Source organism: Dorea chungnamensis, from assembly GCF_039832125.1.
In the GTDB taxonomy this organism is placed as follows: domain Bacteria; phylum Bacillota; class Clostridia; order Lachnospirales; family Lachnospiraceae; genus JAFBIX01.
Window position 1 is genome coordinate 15,883 of sequence record NZ_JBDOHT010000008.1, and the last position, 20,842, is coordinate 36,724.

Consider the following 20,842-nt stretch of genomic DNA (forward strand, 5'->3'; position numbering starts at 1 on the left):
AGGTTATAATCGTCCTACAAGTTACATCCCGTGACTTGTATCTGATGATTTCATTCTATAGATTCGTGTTATTCAAGTTATTCTATGCCATTTCGGCAGATGTTCAAGGAACAGTTAGTAAGACAAAAGAACTGTAAGAGGAGGGATATTATGTGAGTAGCAGAAGTCTGGTGATCTGCGACCAGGAAGAGAAGTATGCAGCTGCTTTTGCCGCATTTCTGATGAAGAAAAAGGAATTTGCTTTTCAAGTACAGGTGTGCAACAGTCTTATGCAGGTGTGGGCGATTCAGCAGGATACTCCCATTGATATTATGTTGATCGGCGGAAGATTTTCAAGAGAAGAACGGAGTAAGATTCAGGCAGGAACGGTCTTTGTTCTTGCAGAATCCGAACAGACAGAAGTTGGTCCTAATGAAGTGAAGGTGTACAAGTATCAATCTGGGGAATCGATTTTGGCAGAAGTCATTGACCGATGCAGTGAAGAAAATGAGACTGGAGAATTCTTTCTTCGAACGGTGAAAACCAGAAGGACAAAAATCATAGGAATCTTTTCGCCTGTCCATCGAATTGGGAAGACCTCTTATTGTCTGGAGCTTGGAAAAGAGATGGCCATATCAGAGAATGTATTGTATCTGAATCTGGAACTCTACGGTGGAATCGGAGGATATTTTCCAGAAGAAGAAAAGACTCTGGCGGATGTGCTTTATTATTCCAGGCAGGAGAGTAAGAATCTGGGATTTATGCTTACTACACTGGTGCAGCATCTGGGAGCCTTAGATTATCTTCTGCCGGTCAGAGTATCAGAAGATATCAAAGCCGTCTCTCTGGAAGAATGGTGTGATCTACTTCGACAGATCACGGAACAAAGTATCTATGATGTGATAATTCTGGATATTGATGAAGGAATAAGAGAAGTCTACGGTCTGTTGAGAATATGTACAGAGATCTATATCCCGGTTCCGAAGACAGAAGATGTACAGGCAAAAGCAAAGCTACAACAGTTTGAAGAAGAACTTCATCTGCTTGGATATGATGATGTTCGGCGCAAGATAGTGAAGAAGGAGCTGAAGAGATAGATGATACAGGCAGAACAGCTTCACGCCAGGATTCTGGAAGAGATGGATATGACAAGGGAGATGGAAGATGAAGAACTGACGCAGCTAATCTATAGGGTGCTGCAAGAAGTATCCGCACAAGAGTATCTTTCCCTTGCTGAGAAGTCTTTCCTGGGAAGAGAATTATTCAATGCATTCCGCAAATTAAATATTCTCCAGGAATTCCTGGAGGATGAAGATATTACGGAGATCATGATCAATGGAACCCAGAACATCTTTTTTGAAAAAGATGGAAGAATCTATCAGTCGGATAAGCGGTTTGTATCGCGAGAGAAGTTAGAGGATGTCGTTCAGCAGATTGCGGCAGGATCTAACCGGCTGGTTAATGAAGCATCCCCCATTGTGGATGCAAGGCTATTGGATGGATCCCGGGTGAATATCGTTCTGCCGCCCATTGCGATTGACGGACCAATTGTAACAATTCGTAAGTTTTCTAAAGAAGCGATTACCATGAAGCAATTGATTGCATGGGAATCAATCAGTAGAGAAGTATCGGCATTTCTTGCCACATTAGTGGCTGCCGGATATAACATATTCATAAGTGGAGGAACCGGATCAGGGAAGACCACTTTCTTAAATGCATTATCGCAATCTATTCCAAAAACAGAGAGAATCATAACCATTGAGGACAATGCTGAATTACAGATTCAGGATGTGCCTAATCTGGTGAGGCTGGAGGCCAGGAATGCCAATGTCGAAGGATCAGGGGCAGTAACGATCCGGGACTTGATTAAGTCAGCCTTGCGAATGAGACCTGACAGGTTAATCGTGGGGGAAGTACGCTCGGCAGAAGCCATTGATATGCTGCAGGCTATGAATACAGGGCATGACGGAAGTCTGAGTACCGGACATGCGAACAGTCCCAAAGATATGTTAAGCAGGTTAGAGACCATGGTCCTTATGGGAATGGAATTACCACTTCCGGCTATCCAGCGTCAGATTGCATCTGGTGTGGATGTAATCGTGCATCTGGGCAGGCTTCGTGACAAAAGCAGAAAAGTATTGGAAGTAACCGAGGTACTTGGTTATATAGGAGGAGAGATTCAGCTTCAGACATTGTATCAATATGAAGAAACTGGTGAAAAAGAAGGACGGATTCAGGGAGAATGGAGGAAGATCCATGAGATTACACATACCGAAAAATTGTTGGCAGCAGGATATCACAAAGAGAGAATATTCATGGATTACGATTAAATCTATTGCAATTACAGGAATAACCGCATGGCTTTTCTACCGTTCCCTCTGGGCTGTCTTCCTTCTGGCACCGGTGGGTGGATGGAACTTCTGGAGGTTGGTACAAGAACAGGCGTATCAGAAAGAAAAGGAATTCCAGCTACAATTTAAAGAAGCAATACTGGCAGTGTCTTCTGCGATGAATATAGGCTATTCTGTGGAAAATGCGTTTCGGGAGGCACAGAAGGAATTAAAGAAGATCTATCCGGAAGAAGCAAGAATATCGAAGGAACTTCAGATGATTGTAAGACAGCTGCGGGTACATGTTCCTATGGAACAGATATTAGAAGAATTATCGCAGAGGGCACCGACAGAGGATGTCAGAAACTTTGTGACTGTATTTGTGGCGGCAAAGAAAAGTGGTGGTAATATGATTGCTATTATACAAAATACTGCAAATCAGATTGGAGATAAAATTGATGTAAAGAGGGAGATAGATACCATATTAGCTTCAAAAAGATATGAGTTCCGGGTAATGTCGGTGGTGCCTTATGCAATTATCGGATATATGTCGTTAAGTTTTCCTGAATTTATGGAATGCCTGTACGGAAATATATTGGGGATTGGAGTGATGACAATATGTCTGGTCATCTATTTGGCCGCATACTATCTTGGGTTAAGGATCATAAGGATCGAAGTCTAAAGATATTGGTGCCAGGAGGCGTTCTGCTATTGGGAGGTCTGATTTTTCTTGTGGATTACCTTTCTTCGATGACACCGATGGAAGAGCATATAACAAGAAATTCTTATGGCAAAGGAAGCAAAATCGAAAGTTTTGATGTGAAGTTGGAAAATGAATCGGAGAAAATCCCGGTAGAGCTTGAGATATCAGAACAAAACTATTCTTCCGAAGAGGTACAGGAACTATTTGCAAGAGTGATTCGCAGAATGGAATCATTGATCCTCGCAGAAAATAAAAGCCTGGATCATGTGGAGAAGAATCTGAACTTGTTGGCAGAAGTGCCGGATGAACCGGTGGATATCTCCTGGGAACTGGATCGCTATGATGTTATGAATGTCAAAGGAGAGATACAAAAAGAGGCATTAAAGGAAGAGACACTGGTCAAATTGAGTGCAGTTCTTACCTATCGAGAGGATGAAAAAGAGCAGGCGCTGTACCAATGTGTAGTCAAGGTCTGTCCAGCAGCATTGACCAAAGAGGAAGAGAATTCGAAAGAGATGAAAGAAGAATTGCAAAAGCAGGAAGAGAGACAACGAGAAGACAAAATACTATCTCTGCCATCCCGAATAGGAGGACAAGCTGTCACCTATTATAAAAGGATGGACCAGCGAGGAGTCGTGATTATGCTAATGGGGCTGTTGATCGGAGGTCTACTCTGTGCCCTTCAGAGACAGAATCAGGCAAAAGAATCGGAGCAGAGACAACAGCAGATGATGTTGGATTACCCGGAGATTATGAATAAGATCACCTTGTTTCTCGGGGCGGGGATGACAGTAAAAAGAGCATGGAAAAAGGTGGTGGAGGATTATGAGCAACAGAAACCAATCTGGGGATCGCGTTATGCATACGAAGAAATGAAAAAGACATGTTACGAGATGGAGAGTGGTGTGACAGAAGCAGAAAGCTATGAGAACTTTGGGAGACGCTGCAATGTACAAGTGTACGTAAGATTTGGAGCATTATTGTCTCAGAACCTGAGAAAAGGAATGAAAGGTTTGACACAGATGCTAAAATTAGAATCCATTCAGGCATTTGAAGAGCGGAAAGCTCGTGCAAAAAAACTGGGTGAGGAAGCAGGGACGAAGTTATTATTCCCCATGTTCTTAATGCTGGCAGTGGTTTTGATCATAGTAATTGTGCCAGCATTTATGTCCTTGCAGATATAGTTTACGGAGTAGGAAGGAGGATGTATATGTGGAGATTGTGGTATATACGAGAGAAGTTAAGGGAAGAAGATGGAATCGGAGTGGTGGAAGTGATCTTGATATTGGTTGTCTTGATTGGATTGGTCATTATATTCAAATCCCAGTTAACCAGTCTGGTACAGAATATTTTTCAGAAAATTGTCAGCGAAAGTTCAGGTATCTGATCATACATATGATATTCAGATACGACTGTAAATTCTGCCGTGCAGAGGTGACTGCGTACTTAAGCTTGATTTTTATTCTTCTGGTCACCTTTGTGTGCAGCATTATGGAAAGTGCATCTATCCAGATGGCAAAAAACTACCAAAGAGCGGATGTAAATCGTGCAATGGAATGTGTGTTTGCGGAATATCAGAAAGAATTATTAGAAGAATACGATATCTTTGCATTAGATGCCAGTTATGAGACAGGACAATATGCGGAACAGAATCTATGGGATCGGATGGATTTCTATGGTGCAGGAAGCATGGAACATCAGATGGAGAGAATACAGTTCCTGACAGACTCTGGATGTAGTTCTTTTTGCAGACAGGTGGCATCCTATATGGAGCAGAAATATGGAATCGATGCATGGAAAGACAAGACGGGGTTGTCTTCCATATGGAAACAGCAAGAGGAAAGAGCCGATACTTATATGGAAGAAGAACAGGAGCAACAACAGTATCTGGAAGGTCTGCTGGCTGACAGTAATGGAGAATTACCAGAAGAAGAGAATCCCATTACTTATGTTGGTCAGCTGAAACAGTCACCAATATTAGAGCTGGTGCTCCCAAAGGAGCAGATCATATCGGAAAAGCAAGTAGATGAAGGCATTATGCTGTCATTACGGGAACAGAACAGGGGGTATGGGACATTTTCGGATGTGGAAGATGGGGAGGGAACGTTATCAACGCTGCTTTTTGGAGAATACCTGTTAGAACATTTTTCGATGTTTACCAATACAGAGCATACCGGAGTTCTGGATTATGAACTGGAATATGTCTTTGCCGGGAAGAACAGTGACCGGGAGAATCTGGAAGCAGTGGTGAGGCGGTTGATGGCATTGCGTTTTGTCCCTAATTATATCTACATTCAGACGGACAGCGAGATGAAGGCGGAAGCAGAGGCGATGGCAGCAACATTATGTTCCTTATTAGCTGTTCCGGCAATAACGGAAGCTGCAGCACAGGGGATTCTTCTGGCATGGTCATACGGAGAAACGATTATGGATCTTAGAACATTATTAAGTGGCAATCGAGTGCCTATGACAAAGTCAAAAGAAAGCTGGCAATTGCAGCTTGCAGGTTTACTAAAGCTTGGAACAGAAGAAGACAAAAGTGAAGGGCAGGATGTAGCAGATGGCCTGGATTATCGGGAGTATCTGCGAATGATACTTTTTCTGAAGAACAAAGAGACCGTTGCAGAAAGAGCATTGGGGATCATAGAACAGAACATGCAGAAGATGTATGGGCAGACGTATTTTCGTGCAGATCTTTGTGTCAGCAGAATGGAGATAAAGACGACCAGCAGATTACGCAGAGGAATTACTTATCAATATAAGACTTATTATGGTTACCAGTAGAGGCAGATACAGATGCCCTCTCAGTTGTCAAGCAAATTTCCCATGAAAAAGGGTTTTATAAAATATGAAGAAAGGAGAAGGATTCGTACCATGAATAGAACAATACTCCCCTCACAATCTATCTATTCCCATTTTTCTGGGAGGGCATCTGCATCTGCCTCTAAAAGAACTTCTGTTGCCGGGAGTATCACATTGGAGGCAGCAATGGCAGTTCCACTCTTCTTTTTGGCGGTGGTAAGTCTTCTGTATCTGATGGAGATTATGGTTATTCAGACATCTATTCGATGTGGTCTGCAATATGCAGGGAAGCAGGCAGCAAAAGAAGCGTATCCGATTACCATATTGATGCCGTCCCGTCTGGAAAGTAATATTATCCATGCAGTCGGTGCCGAGCGTCTGGAAAGGAGTATTGTAGAAGGAGGAAGTAGTGGAATCGATTGCTCTGAGTCCAGAATGTCTTCCAGAACAGGAATTGGTGAACTGAAAGTTTGTTATAAAGTACGTTTACCGATTCCATTATTCGGTGTAGCCCCTGTCAAGTATCAGGAAAGTATGCGGATCAAGGCGTGGACAGGATATGAAAAAGCAGGATTTGGATCGGAAGATGATGAGACGGTGTATATCACAGAGACAGGGCTTGTCTATCATAAAGATTATCATTGTACACATCTGGATCTATCGATTCATATGGTGCAGACGTCGGACATATCTTCTATGCGAAATGCAGATGGTGGAAAGTATTATGCGTGCGAACATTGTATGAGGAATGGAGGAGATGGTGTGTATATTACGGATACAGGAGACCGGTATCATAGTTCGCTGTCATGCAGCGGACTGAAGAGAACGGTCTATGCGGTTCCGATATCTGAAGCAGTAGGAAAGGGGGCATGTTCCAGATGTGGACATTGAGTCAGATGGTTTGTCAGATGATCCTGGTATGTCTGTCGGTGTCGGATATTTATTTCCGTAAAATACCAGCTGAGATACTGTTGTTGACGAATCTTGCAGCTGTCATCTATCAGATTATGATTGGACAGATGGATCCCTGGCTGATTGCAGGAGGTGCAGCCGTAGGCGGCGTGTTCTTATATATCAGTAAAGTTACCTGTGAAGGTATTGGATATGGCGATAGCTGGGCAATATTGATTCTGGGGATTTTCCTTGGAATATGGAAGCTTATGGAAGTTCTTGCAGGCGCGTTTTTCATACTTTCGCTGGCATCTGTGTTTTTCCTTGCAAGGAAGAAAATGTCCCGGAAGCAATCCATTCCGTTCTTCCCTTTTCTGGCGATTGGATATCTGCTGCAGGTGCTGGCAGGAGGTGTGAAGGGATGAAGATGAAGAGATTGCAGGGAAGCATGACGGTAGAGATGTCATTTCTCATGCCTATGATTCTGTTCTTGATCATGGTGTGTATTCTGGCGGTGTTCTATTATCATGATAAGAACATCCTGGCAGGGGCGGCGTATGAAACTGCAGTGGCAGGAAGTACAAAGGCAAGAGAAAAGGATGGTATATCAGAGGGAGAGTTAGAATCCCTCTTTTTTCAACGGACAAAGAATAAATGTATTCTGTTTGGAAGCTTTCAAACTACGGTTACGGTGACAGAGGAAGAGATTATAGTCAGAGCGAATGCTTCCCATAACTATATGAAGATATCCGTAATGGAAAGTGCAAAGGTTACAGAGCCGGAGCGATATATCCGGAAGCTGAGAAGAATGAAGCAAAGATAGGAGTAAGAAAGATGGAACGTAAGATTACCATAGAAGAACCGATACGATATCAGGAAGATTATCAGATGCAGATGTTGAAAGTCAACCATCTAAATGGAATATTGAAGATGGGAGGCAGAGGAGTTAACGGATGTAGTTGCTATGATTATGACGTCAGCGGAAAAATATCCATGAAAGCCATGTTTGAAAGAAGCAAAATAAGAGCAGAAGATATTAAAAACTTTCTCGCAGATCTTAATGCAGTATTAAAAGAAGTTGAGACATATCTTCTGAATATACATTGTATCCTGTTAGATCCAGAATATCTGTTTTACGAAGAAGGAAGCTTCTTTTTCTGCTATTATCCATTGGCAAGGCAGGATCTGTGGGAGGCATTGCACACGCTGACAGAATATTTTGTAAAGCAGGCAGACTATCAGGATGCGGAATGTGTCCGATTAGTATTCTTGTTACACAAAGGAACGATGGAAGAGAATTACAGTCTGGAGAAGCTCACGGCAGAGTGTATTCACAGCCCGGAAACGGAAGAAAAATCTACAGGGGAGAGGGAGAAAGCGATGATAGAGTATGATACAGCAGAGCATGACTGGATTACAGAACAAGAACTTGGAAGCTCCATTATGAGAGAAACAGAGAACTTGTGGACACCGGTGAAACGTTTTCTGAATCGTCATAAAAAACCAAAGTGGGGAGATTGGGATGGCTTGCATATCGAAGAAGAGGAATTGTGATTTACGCAGTAAATATATTCTACTATTATTATGACATAATATATACATAATAATAGCATTCGATAAAAGAAATAAAGTGTTACTGGTTACTATCTCAAAGAAATTATGCTATACTTAACAAAAGAAATGGAAGAAGCTACCAGAAAGTGATGCGTGATAATGGGAAAAAATGTGAAGAAAGCTCCGTGTACAATCTTAATAGCAGCAATCAATGTGATTGTATTTTTTGTGCTTTCCTTTCAGGGAATGACAGAAGACGGAGCATTCATGTTGAAGCATGGAGCAATGTATGTCCCACTGATGATCGCACAAGGAGAATATTACCGGCTGTTCACCAGTATGTTTCTTCATTTTGGATTCGATCATCTGCTGAACAATATGGTGACGCTGGTTCTGATCGGGTGGAATCTTGAAATTGAGATAGGAAAGATCAAGTTCCTGCTTATCTATATCCTGAGTGGATTGGGCGGAAATATCCTGTCCGCATGGTGGGATATTCAGACGGGTGAATATGCTGTGTCTGCAGGTGCTTCCGGCGCAATCTTTGGACTGATCGGTGCACTGTTATATGTAGCGATTCGCAATCGCGGGAGAATCGGCGATATCTCAGGCAAAGGAATTATATTTATGATTATTCTTAGCCTATATTATGGATTCACAAGTACGGGTGTAGATAATATGGCGCATATTGGCGGGCTGTTATCAGGATTCCTGCTGAGTATCCTGCTGTACTGGAAGCGTAATCGTAAAAGTAGAGCCTATTCCTACCGTTGATGTGGCACAGATGCTTCCGTGATGTGCATGTACAATCCGCTGTGCAACGGCAAGACCAAGTCCAGTGCCGGTTCTCTTATGAGTTACGAAAGGTTCGAAGATAGAGCTCATGTCCTCGGAAGAGATTCCGCATCCGGTGTCAGAGACGGAGATAAGAATATGGCTGTCTTCCAACGCAACATCCATAGAAATCGAAGGATGCATATTGTCTGTTCGAGCCAGAACAGCATCTCTAGCATTGCCCAGGAGATTTAGAATGATCTGCTTGATCTTGGTAGGGTCTAACATTGTCTCAGGAAGTTCAGGAGAGATTCTGGAGGTAAATTCAATATCTGTATCAAGAAGCGAAGCGGCAAAGGATAAGGATATTGTCTGGAAGAAGCTCTCAGTATCTACAGATGACAGATGCAGGCGTTCGCCATTGTTATAAGAAGATAACTCTTCCAATAGTTGCTTCATATATTCAATATCCTGATGCATCTCTGCCCAGTGGCGGAAGGATGTTACTTCAGGATGTTGAGTCTCGATTAATTGCAAGGTACTATAGACGAGTGTCAATGGATTACGGATTTCGTGACTGATGGTGCTGATTTCCATCCGATGAGATTCTAATAGTCTGGTGAGAAGCTCATTTTTCTCCGGACTTTCTTTCATAATCTGTTGTAATTTGTCGTAGTCTGTCGCTGAAAACATAGTAATTACCGCCCTTTCTGAAGTACCAGTTTAGCATCGGCGGATAAAATAATCAATTATTATTTTTAGGAAAGAAGGATGAGAATATGAAAGATGAAAATTGCATATTTTGCAAACTTGCAAATGGAGAGATTCCAACATCTACACTTTATGAGGATGAGGACTTTCGAGTGATTCTGGATGCAAGTCCGGCAGCAAAAGGACACGCCTTGATTCTTCCAAAAGAACATTATGCGAATCTCTATGAGTTGGATGATGAGGTGGCAGCCAAGGTGTTGGTTCTTGCGAAAAAGATGATTACCAGGCTCACAGATATCCTTGGATGCGATGGATACAATATTGTACAGAATAATGGAGAGGCAGCAGGCCAGACTGTGTTCCATTTCCATCTGCATATGATTCCAAGATATAAAGATGATAATGTCGGTCTTGGCTGGAAGATGGGAGAACTGACAGACGAAGATAAAGAGGATATCTTATCTAAGATAAAATAATTTTGGAAGCGAAGGATGAACAAGTGGGAGTTGAATCAATAGGAAAGACTGCCTTCGATGTAATTTACAACGATAATTACGATATTGTATATAAGGCAGTCATGAAATACTCTAGAAATCATCATACTGCAGAAGAGATTACGCAGAAAGTCTTTCTGAAATTATATATGAATATGGATCATATCAATATCAATGCCGCCAGATCTTGGCTGCTTTTGACAGCGAAATACATGGCATTGAACTACAAAAGAGATATGGCGCGGGAGTATCTGGTAGAAGAGATGGATGAAGATGAGGAGAAGATACTATCAGAATCCTGTGAAAACCCAGAAGATACATTTTTCAGAAAAATGAAAGAACGTGAATTCATGAAGCTGAAAGAAGATATATTTGCGGCATTATATAAAAAGAATCTAAGGTGGTATGATGCGATTACAATTACTTATGTATTAGAAAAGCCACAAAAAGAAGTGGCGGAAAATATGGGAGTAACATTAGAAGTGCTGCACAGTATGTTATATCGTGCAAGACAATGGATTAAAAAGAATTTTGAAGAAGAATATGACCACTTGAATAATGCATAAAAACAGGTGCCGATTATGACACCTGTTTTCTGTGTATGATATAGGACGGCAAGTTATTTATTTGCTGCGGCTTCAATCAGATCAATAATGGTATCGATAGAATTCTGCTGAGGTGAATTCTTCATAGCATCTATGTAGGATTCACGATTCTCATATAAGCGAAGAATAGAATCGAGAAGGACTTGTTTATTCAGTTCCTCTTCTTTCAGAACAACACTATATCCCTGGCGTTCAAAAGAACGGGCATTGAGAATCTGGTCACCACGGCTTGCATTTGCAGAAAGCGGAATCAAAAGATTCGGTTTGTGAAGTGCAAGAAGTTCGCAGATTGCATTAGCTCCTGCACGGGATATTACGATATCTGTCAGTGCAAAGAGATCCTTGAGCTCATCTTTGATATATTCAAACTGAGCGTATCCATCCAGATTCTTCAAAGAGTCATCAATCTTTCCTTTGCCGCAGAGGTGTACGACCTGAAAATCCTTCAAAAGCTCTGGAAGGATGCCGCGGACAGCTTCATTGACTGCAACAGAACCAAGACTTCCGCCAACGACCATGATCACCGGCTTGTCAGAAGTGAAGCCTAAGAATTCTCTTGCCTTGAATTTGTCACCGGACAATAATTCCTGACGGATAGGAGAACCTGTCAGTACAGCCTTCCCTTCTGGAAGATGTTCCAGCGTCTCAGGGAAATTGCAGCATACCTTTGTTGCTGAAGGCAAGGATATCTTATTTGCAAGACCCGGAGTCATATCAGACTCATGAATAATGGTCGGTACATGCTGACTCTTACCGGCAAGTACGACAGGAACGGAGACAAAGCCGCCCTTGGAGAAGATGACATCTGGCTGTAAGATCTTGACCAGCTTCCTGGCTTCTCCCAGACCCTTAATCACACGGAACGGATCGGTAAAATTCTGAACACTGAAATAACGGCGCAGTTTTCCAGAAGAGATTCCATGATATGGAATTCCGAACTGCTCGATCAGTTCTTTTTCGATGCCGTTGTAAGAACCGATATAGTGGATATCATATTGTAATTCTTTCAGCCGTGGCAAGAGGGCAATGTTCGGTGTGACATGTCCTGCAGTGCCACCGCCAGTTAAGATAATGCGTTTCATAATGACCTCCCAATCTCAATATTACGTAATATTCATACGATATATGCTATAATTATATTATACGTTTACGTGGGGATTGGTCAAGAGAAAGAAAAAGATTTCGAACACGTATCGTGACAGTTCTGATGCGTTTTTCAGATGCGCGGGGTGGACTGTTCACATTGCAACTCACTGTAATCATTCAAAGAAAATCTGACAAGGAGTATTACAATGAAGGAAAGTAAGGATCAACTGGAACAAATCATAAAAAATGAATACGACAGGCTTGCCAAAGAAGAAGAAAACGACATCCAGGCGGATGATACGATAGAAGTACCCGAAGGAACGAAAGAGTCTCTGCGCGCGAAGATTGATCAGCAGATCGAAGAGATGAAAAAAGAAAAAGTATATGCTCAGTTATCGGAAGAAGACCGGAAAGCACTGGAACTGGGACGAAAGATCATGGCAGAAGAAGAACAGGAGAAGACAGAAGCCAAAGTGGTGCATAAGAAAAAGCGGTTTAAGATGTACTTTGGCCTGGCAGCAGTGCTGATACTGGTGATGGCCGTGGGAATCACCAGTATTGGTGGACCCGAGAGAATAGTGCGGATGCTGAAACAGGCGGTTGGAGACAGGGAAGTTGAGAAGGTTACCTCGGGGGAGGATAGCATGACAATGGTGGAAGAGAACGAAGAGGAAGCGTATGAAAAAATAAGAGAAGAATTTGGTGTTGAACCGGTTAAAATAACTCAGAGAGAGGAAAACCTGCATTTTAAAAGAATGGATTTTGATGAGACACTTCAAACTGCAGAATTATATTATGAATACAATGGTGAAAATGTAGTTTATTTGATAAATGCATCATACAAAGATGCTTCGTGGGGTGTCGATGTAGAAGATAAGATTATTGATTCGTCAAAAAAAATAGTAAGTGGATGTGAAGTAGAAATTAAAGAATACCGAATAGAAAAAAGTAATAAGGAAAAATATTCAGCAAGTTTCAAATATAAAGGATTAGAATATTTTTTGGTTGGAACAATGGATAGGATGTCTTTTGATATTGTTGTAAATAATTTGTTTTTTGTTAAATAATGCGTTAGTTTTTTTAGAGATATGTGTTTATAAATATGAGGGTAAAATTATATGGAGGAGGTGAAAAATGGAAAAGAGAATTATGTCTGTGTGCTTTGCATTGTTGTTAGTGACAAACATGCTATTAATTTCAACAACTAATGTCAAAGCGAGTTCAGATGATCTAATTTTGGATGGTTCGTATTTGACTCATGATGAGGAGTCTATCGGTTATGATACGAAGATTACCAGAGGAGATGATTTACTTACAGGTTATTCCAAATGTGTCCGGTTAGGACCTGGAGAACTGTATGCAGGTGGTACGACTATTGCATCCCATACTGTAGAAAGCGTTCAGGTGTCAGTTCTCATTGAACGTGCACAGGAAGGTGATACAGAATGGACTTATTATGATGGATGGTATAAAGAAAACTTGAATATGGATCGAGTAGCTTCAAATCGCTCTTTAGATGTCGAAGGCGGTTATTACTATCGAGTAAGATGTACGCATGCTGCTAATAGCGATATGAGTAGTTCATTCACCGATGGAATCTACATTGAAGAACCATAGGAATCTTTCAGATGGGGATCTGAACAAGAGGGAAAAAATTTATTAACTGACAGAAAAACAAAAAAAGAAACAAAAACAAAAGCCAATTAAAAAAATTATGTTGCGCCAGTCGGGGAGATTGTGGGAAGCGCCGTTTGCGGTGCGATTTAAAGGAATGAAAACTATTAATTTAATTTCAACCTTACATTGAGAAACCGTAAGACCCACGAGACGGGTTAAAGTCGTCGCAGACGGTGCTTCCCACAATCTCTCCGGCCAAAAAAAGAACGAAAAACAAAAAAAGAAAGGATACGAGGCTACATGCTAGGCTTCGTATCCTTTTCCCATGTTATAAGAAATCTCGTTCCCATCCTAATTATTATTCGCGAGTGCCATGCGAAGTGCCTTGGAGAGCTGGTCAGGGCAGGATGTTGCCTTGCTTCCGCAGGTAATGCCTTCCATACGAGAGATGGCATCGTGAACATTCATGCCTTTTACCAGGCTGGAGATTCCGGTAGTATTTCCAGCACATCCACCAACAAATTCTACATTCTTAATGATGTCTCCGTCCAGTTCTACTCGGATCAGCTGGGAACAGACACCATGTGGTCTATAATCCATGCGTATTTGCCTCCTTTGTGTTTCGATATATCGGATTATAGCAAAGAATCCGGGCAAATTCTATAATTTTTCCGTATCTTTTATAAAAAGATCATGAATCAGTCATAAGTTGAAATCCTATTTTCCATCCGTTATAATAGAGCATAGCACAGATGTATGATTGTGATGTAGAGAACATCTTGGGCATATCCTGAGATGAATCAATGGATAAGTTTATTAAGGAGGATGTCGGATATATGATAGGAATTATCGGAGCAATGGAAGAAGAAGTCGCAGCATTGAAGGATGATATGGAGGTACAGGAGACGATCGAGCAGGCATCTATGGTGTTCTGCAAGGGAACGTTATGCGGCAAAGAGGTAGTGGTAGTGAGAAGTGGAATCGGCAAGGTTAATGCAGGAATCTGTGCGCAGATTCTGGTGGACAGATTCCAGGCGGATACACTGATCAATACTGGAATTGCGGGATCTCTGGATGCGAAGATTGATATTGGGGATATGGTCATCTCTACAGATGCCCTGCATCATGATATGGATGCCACGGTATTTGGTGATCCTGTGGGACAGGTGCCGCGAATGGATACATTGGCATTTCCGGCGGATGAGACGTTGGTTCAAAAAGCAGTCCGTGCCAATGAAAAGGCGAATCCGGATATCCATACATTTACCGGAAGAATCGCAAGCGGAGATCAGTTCATCTCTTCGCAGGAAGTGAAAGAAAGAATCGTGGAGAATTTTCATCCGCTGTGCGTGGAGATGGAAGGAGCTGGGATCGCTCATGCCGCTTACCTGAACAAAGTTTCGTATGTCATAATCCGTGCCATTTCGGACAAAGCCGACAACAGTGCGACCATGGATTATCCGGCATTTGAACGCAAGGCAATTGCCCACAGCGTAAGGCTTATGAAGGAATTGCTGCCAATGTTGTAGAATGGATCCTGTACAAGAATCCTGTGAATCTGACAGATTCTCCCTCGGGGAGGTGCGGAATCTGTAGAACGGTTTTTGAGCTCTCCTTTGGAAATTCAGCTATAATGCTAGACAAAGGAGGGCTTTATTATGTTAGAAATCATATTGGACGGGCACGTATTATTCGTGCTTATGGGAATCCTGACAGTCTTAGGGATCGTGAGTAAATGTATCGCCAATGTCACTTTGAAACGTCTGGTGCGCGCAGCGGGGAATATGAACAAAAGCACCCATCCGCTCATGCGCCTGGTGCGCGCCAAGTTTGAACACGCGTGTATGGTCAGCGACAAAGTGGAGAATGTCAGGGTATTTGTGGACAAGTATCTGTACGAGTACCGGGTGCTGGGGATGAAGCTTCATGGATGGAGAAGGATGGAGAATATAACTGCCGGACTGTGTCTGGTGCTCGGAGCCGGCGGAGCGTTGCTGGAATATCTTATGAACGGAATGGGAGATATGGTGCTGAGAACAGGAGCAACAGGAGCGGGTCTTGCAATTTTGGTCTATCTGGTGCATCTGATAACGGATGAAAGATATCAGTTGGAAGCAGTGCAGAATTATATGGTAGATTATCTGGAAAATGTATGTCTTCACCGTTATGAGAAGTCGTATCAGAAGGAGATCAAGGTCATGGCACAGGAGGGGCCATCTATGGAATTTGGCGTAATGCCGGAAGAGAAAAATGAGACGCCAGATTCAGGGGCAGGTCAGGAGATATCAAGTCCTTCCGCTCCCAGAGTTGTAACACCAAGACCAGAAGAGATGCCGCAGCCGTCACCTCAGCCAGCGCCACAGAAAGTCTCACAGATCACACCGCAGGCAACACCACAGACAATGACGCAGACACCTCCACAGAGTATTCCTCAGGCAGCATCACAGATGCAGACAGCTTCCAGAGACAAGGAATCAAGGAAAGGCAAGTTGGACGAAGTGGAGAAGGATGTTCTGATACGCCAGATTCTGGAGGAGTTTATGGCTTGATTAAACTTTACTGATTTGATAGAATGATAACATATACTTTTAAGAGATGAAAGCTTGACAGCACTGAAATACATTTACGATATGGAAGGCTGCTGTTGGAGACAGAGATTATAATGCGTACAATATATGACAGATTGAGAGAATATAGTCATTCGGATTATTATGGTTTCCATATGCCAGGACACAAGAGGCAGATGGATCTGTTGGGAGATACTTCTCCTTATTCGATTGACATCACCGAGATTGACGGATTCGATGATCTGCACCACGCAGATGGAATCCTGAGGGATGCACAGGAGCGTGCGGCAAGAATCTATCATGCGGATGAGACGCATTTCCTTATCAATGGAAGTACGGTGGGAATCCTGAGTGCTATATTCGGTGTGACTCAGAAGGGAGATACCATACTTGTGGCAAGAAATTGCCACAAGTCTGTGTATCATGCGATAGATATGAATGAATTGAATCCGGTATATCTATATCCGGCTTTTGATTCAGAGGCTCAGTTGAATACAGAGATTTCCGCAGAAGATGTCCGGACAGCTTTGGAGAAGAATCCCAAGATACGTGCTGTGGTCATAGTATCGCCGACGTATGATGGAGTGGTATCGGATGTGGAAGCAATAGCAGAAGCGGTCCATGAAAAAGGCATTCCGATCATTGTTGATGAAGCCCATGGAGCGCATTTTGGCTTTCATCCTTATTTCCCAGAGAACTCCAATACTAAGGGGGCAGATCTGGTCATTCACAGCCTTCATAAGACGCTTCCGTCATTGACACAGACGGCGCTCTTACATGTGAACGGAGATCTTGTGGATCGAAGAAAGGTGAAGAAGTATCTGGATATGCTGCAGACCAGCAGTCCGTCTTATGTGTTGATGGCAAGCATAGACGCTTGTGTTGAGATGTTGGAGCATAAGGCAGAAGAATGTTTTGCACCTTATGTGGAGAGGTTAGAGTATATGCGGATGCGATTATCGGGATTTCGAAGACTGAAGCTGATTCAGACAGAACATTTTGATCGGTCGAAGCTGATTATATCTGTGAAGGATACGGACCTTACCAGCAGGCTGCTTTCGCATATTCTGCTGGAAGAATATCATCTGCAGATGGAGATGGCAGCAGGCACTTATATCTTGGCGATGACATCCATTGGAGATACGGAAGAAGGGATGAATCGCCTGATTGCGGCGCTGGAAGAGATAGATGAGAAGGTGGACCGGCGAATGAGAGAACATGGAATCTCAGAAGTGTTCCAGATTCCGGTACAGTCCAGTCTTCCAAGGGCCCAGATTATCTGTTCAGGCGCTGAGGTAGAGCTTTTTTCGGAAGAAGGGATGATCAGATCATTGCCATGGCAGGAAAGCGTTGGTCATGTGGCAATGGAGTATGCATATCTCTATCCGCCGGGATGTCCGTTGGTAGTACCGGGAGAAAAGATATCACAAGAGGCGGCAGATATGTTACAATGGTATCAGGATCTGGATTTTACCATAGAAGGATTGAAAAAAGAGCAGTACATAGAGGTATGGATGCATGGGTAAGATATATTATATGATGGGAAAGAGTTCCTCCGGCAAGGACACGCTGTTTAAGGAAGTGAAGCAGGCAATGCCGGAACTGAAGACCATAACGCTCTACACAACACGGCCGATTCGTGAAGGAGAGCACAATGGTGTAGAATACTTTTTCGTGTCAGAGGATACGTTAAATGCATATGAGAGCCAGGGCAAGATTATCGAGATGCGGGCATATCATACCGTGCATGGAATCTGGAAGTATGCGACGATCGATGACGGACAGGTGGATCTGGATCACGAGAATTATCTGGTGATCGGCACATTGGAATCATACGATAAGATGAGAACATATTATGGAGCGTCGAATCTGGTGCCTATATATATAGAAGTAGAAGACGGGGAGCGTCTGATGCGTGCCCTGAAGCGTGAGAGGGAGCAGGAAGTTCCCAGATACGCGGAATTGTGTAGGAGATTCCTTGCGGATACCAAAGATTTTTCAGAAGAGAACCTTGCGAACCTTGGAATTACCAGAAGGTTCGTCAATCAAGACAGAACACAATGCTTAGAAGAGATTATAGGGGAAATACGATATGGGAAGCTTTAAAGATGTGGTTGGCCACAAAGATATTATCAAATATATAGGGAATGCAATAAGAGAAGATCAGGTGTCTCATGCATATATTATGAATGGAGCACGAGGCTCAGGGAAGAAGCTGCTGGCGAATCTTTTCGCGACAACACTTTTGTGTGAGAAGGGTGGACCTGATCCCTGTAATGAGTGCCATTCCTGCAGGCAGGCAGAGAGCGGCAATCATCCGGATATTATCAGAGTCACACATGAAAAGCCGAATTCTATCAGTGTCGATGATATCCGGGAACAAATCAATAACACGATTATGATAAAGCCTTATCAGGGGCCTTACAAAATATATATTATCGATCATGCAGATATAATGACGCCACAGGCGCAGAATGCACTTCTGAAGACGATTGAGGAGCCGCCGAAGTATGCCGTGATCATGCTGTTGACGGAGAATGCAGAGACTTTGCTTCCGACCATTACCTCCAGATGCGTTATGCTGAAACTTCGCTATATCAAAGATACGTTAATTAAGAAGTATTTGATGGAGACCATGGAGATCCCAGATTATAAAGCAGAGATCTGTACTGCATTTGCCCAGGGCAATATGGGACGTGCAATCATGCTGGCGAACTCAGAACATTTTAATGAGATTCGTGATGAGGCAATTCAGTTGCTGAAATACATTCACGAGATGGAATTGAGTGAGATCGTACAGGCAGTCAGCCGGATTACGAAGTATAAGTTAGAAATTACAGATTATCTGGATATCATTATGATATGGTACCGGGATATCTTGCTGTATAAAGCGACCAAAGATATCGACAAGGTCGTATTTAAAGATCAGATAAATTATATCAAAGAACAGGCCAAAAAGAGCTCTTATGAGGGTATCCAGTTAATTCTGGAGAGCCTTGAGAAGGCCAAAGCCAGATTGAAGGCGAATGTAAACTTCGATCTGGTAATGGAGCTTTTGTTCCTGACGATAAAGGAGAATTAATAATATGACAAGAGTGATTGGAGTAAGATTCCGTCCGGCAGGAAAGATCTATTTCTTTGCGCCGGGGAAATATGAGATCAAGACGGGTGATAAAGTAATCGTAGAGACGGCGCGCGGTGTGGAGTTTGGATCTGTTGTGAGTGGTCCGAAGGATGTAGAAGATGACAAGGTTACACAGCCACTGAAACCGGTGATCCGCATAGCGACCAAAGACGATATCCGTAAGGAAGAAAAGAATCGTGAAAAAGAAAAAGAGGCTTTTGAGATCTGTCTGGAGAAGATCCGTAAGCATGGATTGGAAATGAAGCTGATTGATGCGGAATATACATTTGACAATAACAAAGTGCTTTTCTACTTTACTGCAGACGGAAGAATTGATTTCCGTGAATTGGTAAAGGATCTGGCGAGCGTATTCCGGACCAGAATCGAATTACGGCAGATTGGTGTGAGGGATGAGACGAAGATTCGCGGAGGAATCGGAATTTGTGGCCGTCCACTGTGCTGTCACACGTATCTGACGGAATTTGCGCCGGTATCCATCAAGATGGCAAAGGAACAGAATCTGTCATTGAATCCAAGTAAGATATCTGGTGTATGTGGAAGACTGATGTGCTGCCTGACCAATGAGGAAGAGACATACGAAGAGCTGAACAGCCATCTTCCGAACAATGGTGATCATGTGACAACACCGGAAGGGTTAAAAGGTGACGTACAGTCTGTCAATGTGCTGCGTCAGCTGGTCAAGGTAATCGTAACACTGGATAATGATGAGAAAGAGATCCGTGAATATAAAGCATCGGAACTGAGGTTCAAGCCAAAACGTAAGAAGAAGGACGTGAAGCTGACCAAGGAAGAGATGGCGGAACTGAAAGCACTGGAAGAAAAGAATGGAGTGTCCAAATTAGATGATGAATAATTTAAAGCCCGAAGAGCGTCTGGACGATCTTCAGATTAAAGGATATGAGATCATCCAGAGTCCCGGACGATTCTGCTTCGGGATGGATGCGGTGTTGCTGTCGTCTTATGCAAAGGTCAGGAAGAGAGAACTTGCACTAGACCTGGGAACAGGCACAGGAATTCTGCCGATTCTTCTGGAAGCCAAGAATGAGGGAGAACATTATACGGGACTGGAAATTCAAGAAGAAAGTGCAGACATGGCGCGCCGGAGTGTGAGCCATAATGGGCTGGAAGATAAGATTGATATTGTAACGGGAGATATTAAGGAAGCGTCCGGAATCTTTGGGGCAGCTTCCTTTCATGTCATTACGACCAACCCTCCTTATATGATCGGAGAGCACGGTCTGAAAAATGAAAATGAAGCATTGTACATTGCACGGCATGAGGCATTGTGTACGCTGGATGATATTTTGAGGGAAAGCGCAAGATTGTTAAAGCCGAAAGGGCGGTTTTATATGGTGCACCGGCCATTTCGGCTGCCGGAGATACTTGCCAAGATGTCAGCATATGGAATTGAGCCAAAGCGGATGCGGCTGGTCTATCCCCACATTGATAAAGAGCCGAACATGGTACTTCTGGAAGGACTGCGGGGTGGAAGACCACGAATGCAGGTGGAGCCGCCACTTATCGTGTATCGGAAAGATGGAGAATATACGGAAGAACTTCTGGAGATATATAGGAGGAAATAAC

At 42.9% G+C, this 20,842-nt stretch carries 25 protein-coding genes; 22 read left to right on the forward strand and 3 right to left on the reverse strand.

Going from position 1 to position 20,842, the window contains the following annotated elements:
- Nucleotides 1-152: 152 nt before the first annotated feature.
- From ABE613_RS08520 to ABE613_RS08570, 11 genes are all read left to right on the forward strand, one after another.
- Nucleotides 153-1,076: a P-loop NTPase family protein gene (locus tag ABE613_RS08520; RefSeq protein ID WP_347376149.1), complete on the forward strand. Its 924-nt coding sequence runs from the start codon at nucleotides 153-155 to the stop codon at nucleotides 1,074-1,076.
- A complete protein-coding gene (locus tag ABE613_RS08525; RefSeq protein WP_347376150.1) occupies nucleotides 1,077-2,309 on the forward strand; it encodes a TadA family conjugal transfer-associated ATPase in 1,233 nt (410 codons plus the stop codon). It abuts the gene before it with no gap.
- Nucleotides 2,236-2,991: a type II secretion system F family protein gene (locus ABE613_RS08530; RefSeq protein ID WP_347376151.1), complete on the forward strand. Its 756-nt coding sequence runs from the start codon at nucleotides 2,236-2,238 to the stop codon at nucleotides 2,989-2,991. The genes ABE613_RS08525 and ABE613_RS08530 overlap by 74 nt, the downstream gene beginning before the upstream one ends.
- A 29-nt stretch (nucleotides 2,992-3,020) precedes the next feature.
- On the forward strand, nucleotides 3,021-4,196 hold the full coding sequence (locus tag ABE613_RS08535; protein WP_347376152.1) for a type II secretion system F family protein: 1,176 nt from the start codon (nucleotides 3,021-3,023) through the stop codon (nucleotides 4,194-4,196).
- A 20-nt stretch (nucleotides 4,197-4,216) separates the two neighbouring features.
- Nucleotides 4,217-4,399, forward strand: coding sequence for a Flp1 family type IVb pilin (locus ABE613_RS08540; RefSeq protein WP_510182352.1), 183 nt, complete (start codon nucleotides 4,217-4,219; stop codon nucleotides 4,397-4,399).
- A gap of 104 nt (nucleotides 4,400-4,503) precedes the next feature.
- Complete coding sequence (locus ABE613_RS08545; RefSeq protein WP_347376202.1) at nucleotides 4,504-5,796, forward strand: DUF5702 domain-containing protein; 1,293 nt, start codon at nucleotides 4,504-4,506, stop codon at nucleotides 5,794-5,796.
- A gap of 90 nt (nucleotides 5,797-5,886) precedes the next feature.
- Complete coding sequence (locus ABE613_RS08550; RefSeq protein ID WP_347376153.1) at nucleotides 5,887-6,705, forward strand: pilus assembly protein; 819 nt, start codon at nucleotides 5,887-5,889, stop codon at nucleotides 6,703-6,705.
- Complete coding sequence (locus ABE613_RS08555; RefSeq protein ID WP_347376154.1) at nucleotides 6,693-7,130, forward strand: prepilin peptidase; 438 nt, start codon at nucleotides 6,693-6,695, stop codon at nucleotides 7,128-7,130. Before ABE613_RS08550 ends, ABE613_RS08555 begins: the two co-directional genes overlap by 13 nt.
- Complete coding sequence (locus tag ABE613_RS08560; protein WP_347376155.1) at nucleotides 7,127-7,528, forward strand: TadE family protein; 402 nt, start codon at nucleotides 7,127-7,129, stop codon at nucleotides 7,526-7,528. Before ABE613_RS08555 ends, ABE613_RS08560 begins: the two co-directional genes overlap by 4 nt.
- Before the next feature lie 11 nt (nucleotides 7,529-7,539).
- Nucleotides 7,540-8,259, forward strand: coding sequence for a DUF6382 domain-containing protein (locus tag ABE613_RS08565; protein WP_235233612.1), 720 nt, complete (start codon nucleotides 7,540-7,542; stop codon nucleotides 8,257-8,259).
- A gap of 159 nt (nucleotides 8,260-8,418) precedes the next feature.
- On the forward strand, nucleotides 8,419-9,033 hold the full coding sequence (locus tag ABE613_RS08570; protein WP_347376156.1) for a rhomboid family intramembrane serine protease: 615 nt from the start codon (nucleotides 8,419-8,421) through the stop codon (nucleotides 9,031-9,033).
- Here ABE613_RS08570 and ABE613_RS08575 read toward each other — a convergent pair.
- Nucleotides 8,962-9,726 carry a sensor histidine kinase gene (locus ABE613_RS08575; RefSeq protein WP_347376157.1) on the reverse strand — a complete coding sequence of 255 codons (765 nt, stop codon included), beginning with the start codon at nucleotides 9,724-9,726 and terminating at the stop codon, nucleotides 8,962-8,964. The two genes, ABE613_RS08570 and ABE613_RS08575, sit on opposite strands and share 72 nt — an antisense overlap.
- 86 nt (nucleotides 9,727-9,812) lie before the next feature.
- Between ABE613_RS08575 and ABE613_RS08580 the strand changes: the two genes are divergently transcribed.
- Entirely contained in the window at nucleotides 9,813-10,220 is a 408-nt protein-coding gene (locus ABE613_RS08580; protein ID WP_235233616.1) for an HIT family protein, read from the forward strand.
- A 23-nt stretch (nucleotides 10,221-10,243) separates the two neighbouring features.
- On the forward strand, nucleotides 10,244-10,804 hold the full coding sequence (locus ABE613_RS08585) for an RNA polymerase sigma factor (protein ID WP_347376158.1): 561 nt from the start codon (nucleotides 10,244-10,246) through the stop codon (nucleotides 10,802-10,804).
- A gap of 53 nt (nucleotides 10,805-10,857) precedes the next feature.
- On the opposite strand, the gene murG is transcribed toward ABE613_RS08585, so the two are convergent.
- Nucleotides 10,858-11,925 (reverse strand): undecaprenyldiphospho-muramoylpentapeptide beta-N-acetylglucosaminyltransferase, encoded by a 1,068-nt coding sequence (gene murG, locus ABE613_RS08590; protein ID WP_347376159.1) that lies wholly within the window; start codon nucleotides 11,923-11,925, stop codon nucleotides 10,858-10,860.
- A gap of 210 nt (nucleotides 11,926-12,135) precedes the next feature.
- Here murG and ABE613_RS08595 point away from each other — a divergent pair, with 210 nt between their 5' ends.
- Together ABE613_RS08595 and ABE613_RS08600 are read left to right on the forward strand one after the other, a co-directional pair.
- Nucleotides 12,136-12,996 carry a DUF4367 domain-containing protein gene (locus ABE613_RS08595; RefSeq protein ID WP_347376160.1) on the forward strand — a complete coding sequence of 287 codons (861 nt, stop codon included), beginning with the start codon at nucleotides 12,136-12,138 and terminating at the stop codon, nucleotides 12,994-12,996.
- 67 nt (nucleotides 12,997-13,063) lie between these two features.
- Entirely contained in the window at nucleotides 13,064-13,546 is a 483-nt protein-coding gene (locus tag ABE613_RS08600) for a hypothetical protein (RefSeq protein WP_347376161.1), read from the forward strand.
- Nucleotides 13,547-13,897: 351 nt separating this feature from the next.
- Here ABE613_RS08600 and ABE613_RS08605 read toward each other — a convergent pair whose 3' ends face one another.
- Nucleotides 13,898-14,173, reverse strand: coding sequence for a TIGR03905 family TSCPD domain-containing protein (locus tag ABE613_RS08605; RefSeq protein ID WP_510182353.1), 276 nt, complete (start codon nucleotides 14,171-14,173; stop codon nucleotides 13,898-13,900).
- Nucleotides 14,174-14,382: 209 nt separating this feature from the next.
- On the opposite strand from ABE613_RS08605, the gene ABE613_RS08610 reads away from it, so the two are divergent.
- The 7 genes from ABE613_RS08610 to ABE613_RS08640 all read left to right on the forward strand — a co-directional run bounded on the left by ABE613_RS08610 (nucleotide 14,383) and on the right by ABE613_RS08640 (nucleotide 20,841).
- Nucleotides 14,383-15,075, forward strand: coding sequence for a 5'-methylthioadenosine/adenosylhomocysteine nucleosidase (locus ABE613_RS08610; protein ID WP_235233623.1), 693 nt, complete (start codon nucleotides 14,383-14,385; stop codon nucleotides 15,073-15,075).
- Nucleotides 15,076-15,204: 129 nt separating this feature from the next.
- Nucleotides 15,205-16,095, forward strand: coding sequence for a hypothetical protein (locus ABE613_RS08615; RefSeq protein WP_347376162.1), 891 nt, complete (start codon nucleotides 15,205-15,207; stop codon nucleotides 16,093-16,095).
- 113 nt (nucleotides 16,096-16,208) lie between these two features.
- Complete coding sequence (locus ABE613_RS08620) at nucleotides 16,209-17,639, forward strand: aminotransferase class I/II-fold pyridoxal phosphate-dependent enzyme (RefSeq protein WP_347376163.1); 1,431 nt, start codon at nucleotides 16,209-16,211, stop codon at nucleotides 17,637-17,639.
- On the forward strand, nucleotides 17,632-18,219 hold the full coding sequence (locus ABE613_RS08625) for a nucleoside/nucleotide kinase family protein (protein ID WP_235233627.1): 588 nt from the start codon (nucleotides 17,632-17,634) through the stop codon (nucleotides 18,217-18,219). The genes ABE613_RS08620 and ABE613_RS08625 overlap by 8 nt, the downstream gene beginning before the upstream one ends.
- Nucleotides 18,206-19,195 (forward strand): DNA polymerase III subunit delta', encoded by a 990-nt coding sequence (holB, locus tag ABE613_RS08630; protein ID WP_347376164.1) that lies wholly within the window; start codon nucleotides 18,206-18,208, stop codon nucleotides 19,193-19,195. Before ABE613_RS08625 ends, holB begins: the two co-directional genes overlap by 14 nt.
- 4 nt (nucleotides 19,196-19,199) lie before the next feature.
- Entirely contained in the window at nucleotides 19,200-20,111 is a 912-nt protein-coding gene (locus ABE613_RS08635; RefSeq protein WP_347376165.1) for a PSP1 domain-containing protein, read from the forward strand.
- On the forward strand, nucleotides 20,101-20,841 hold the full coding sequence (locus ABE613_RS08640; protein ID WP_235233632.1) for a tRNA1(Val) (adenine(37)-N6)-methyltransferase: 741 nt from the start codon (nucleotides 20,101-20,103) through the stop codon (nucleotides 20,839-20,841). The genes ABE613_RS08635 and ABE613_RS08640 overlap by 11 nt, the downstream gene beginning before the upstream one ends.
- Nucleotide 20,842 lies beyond the last annotated feature (1 nt).

What these genes read in the sequence shown, in the direction of transcription:
- ABE613_RS08545 (WP_347376202.1), top strand. Translation starts at nt 4,504, where the DNA reads ATGGAAAGTGCATCTATCCAGATGGCAAAAAACTACCAAAGAGCGGAT.
- ABE613_RS08595 (WP_347376160.1), top strand. Translation starts at nt 12,136, where the DNA reads ATGAAGGAAAGTAAGGATCAACTGGAACAAATCATAAAAAATGAATAC.
- ABE613_RS08635 (WP_347376165.1), top strand. Translation starts at nt 19,200, where the DNA reads ATGACAAGAGTGATTGGAGTAAGATTCCGTCCGGCAGGAAAGATCTAT.
- ABE613_RS08560 (WP_347376155.1), top strand. Translation starts at nt 7,127, where the DNA reads ATGAAGATGAAGAGATTGCAGGGAAGCATGACGGTAGAGATGTCATTT.
- ABE613_RS08610 (WP_235233623.1), top strand. Translation starts at nt 14,383, where the DNA reads ATGATAGGAATTATCGGAGCAATGGAAGAAGAAGTCGCAGCATTGAAG.
- ABE613_RS08640 (WP_235233632.1), top strand. Translation starts at nt 20,101, where the DNA reads ATGATGAATAATTTAAAGCCCGAAGAGCGTCTGGACGATCTTCAGATT.
- ABE613_RS08580 (WP_235233616.1), top strand. Translation starts at nt 9,813, where the DNA reads ATGAAAGATGAAAATTGCATATTTTGCAAACTTGCAAATGGAGAGATT.
- murG (WP_347376159.1), bottom strand. Translation starts at nt 11,925, where the DNA reads ATGAAACGCATTATCTTAACTGGCGGTGGCACTGCAGGACATGTCACA.
- ABE613_RS08575 (WP_347376157.1), bottom strand. Translation starts at nt 9,726, where the DNA reads ATGTTTTCAGCGACAGACTACGACAAATTACAACAGATTATGAAAGAA.
- ABE613_RS08555 (WP_347376154.1), top strand. Translation starts at nt 6,693, where the DNA reads ATGTGGACATTGAGTCAGATGGTTTGTCAGATGATCCTGGTATGTCTG.
- ABE613_RS08570 (WP_347376156.1), top strand. Translation starts at nt 8,419, where the DNA reads ATGGGAAAAAATGTGAAGAAAGCTCCGTGTACAATCTTAATAGCAGCA.
- ABE613_RS08540 (WP_510182352.1), top strand. Translation starts at nt 4,217, where the DNA reads ATGTATATGTGGAGATTGTGGTATATACGAGAGAAGTTAAGGGAAGAA.
- ABE613_RS08550 (WP_347376153.1), top strand. Translation starts at nt 5,887, where the DNA reads ATGAATAGAACAATACTCCCCTCACAATCTATCTATTCCCATTTTTCT.
- ABE613_RS08565 (WP_235233612.1), top strand. Translation starts at nt 7,540, where the DNA reads ATGGAACGTAAGATTACCATAGAAGAACCGATACGATATCAGGAAGAT.
- ABE613_RS08620 (WP_347376163.1), top strand. Translation starts at nt 16,209, where the DNA reads ATGCGTACAATATATGACAGATTGAGAGAATATAGTCATTCGGATTAT.
- ABE613_RS08625 (WP_235233627.1), top strand. Translation starts at nt 17,632, where the DNA reads ATGGGTAAGATATATTATATGATGGGAAAGAGTTCCTCCGGCAAGGAC.
- ABE613_RS08525 (WP_347376150.1), top strand. Translation starts at nt 1,077, where the DNA reads ATGATACAGGCAGAACAGCTTCACGCCAGGATTCTGGAAGAGATGGAT.
- holB (WP_347376164.1), top strand. Translation starts at nt 18,206, where the DNA reads ATGGGAAGCTTTAAAGATGTGGTTGGCCACAAAGATATTATCAAATAT.
- ABE613_RS08530 (WP_347376151.1), top strand. Translation starts at nt 2,236, where the DNA reads ATGAGATTACACATACCGAAAAATTGTTGGCAGCAGGATATCACAAAG.
- ABE613_RS08615 (WP_347376162.1), top strand. Translation starts at nt 15,205, where the DNA reads ATGTTAGAAATCATATTGGACGGGCACGTATTATTCGTGCTTATGGGA.
- ABE613_RS08600 (WP_347376161.1), top strand. Translation starts at nt 13,064, where the DNA reads ATGGAAAAGAGAATTATGTCTGTGTGCTTTGCATTGTTGTTAGTGACA.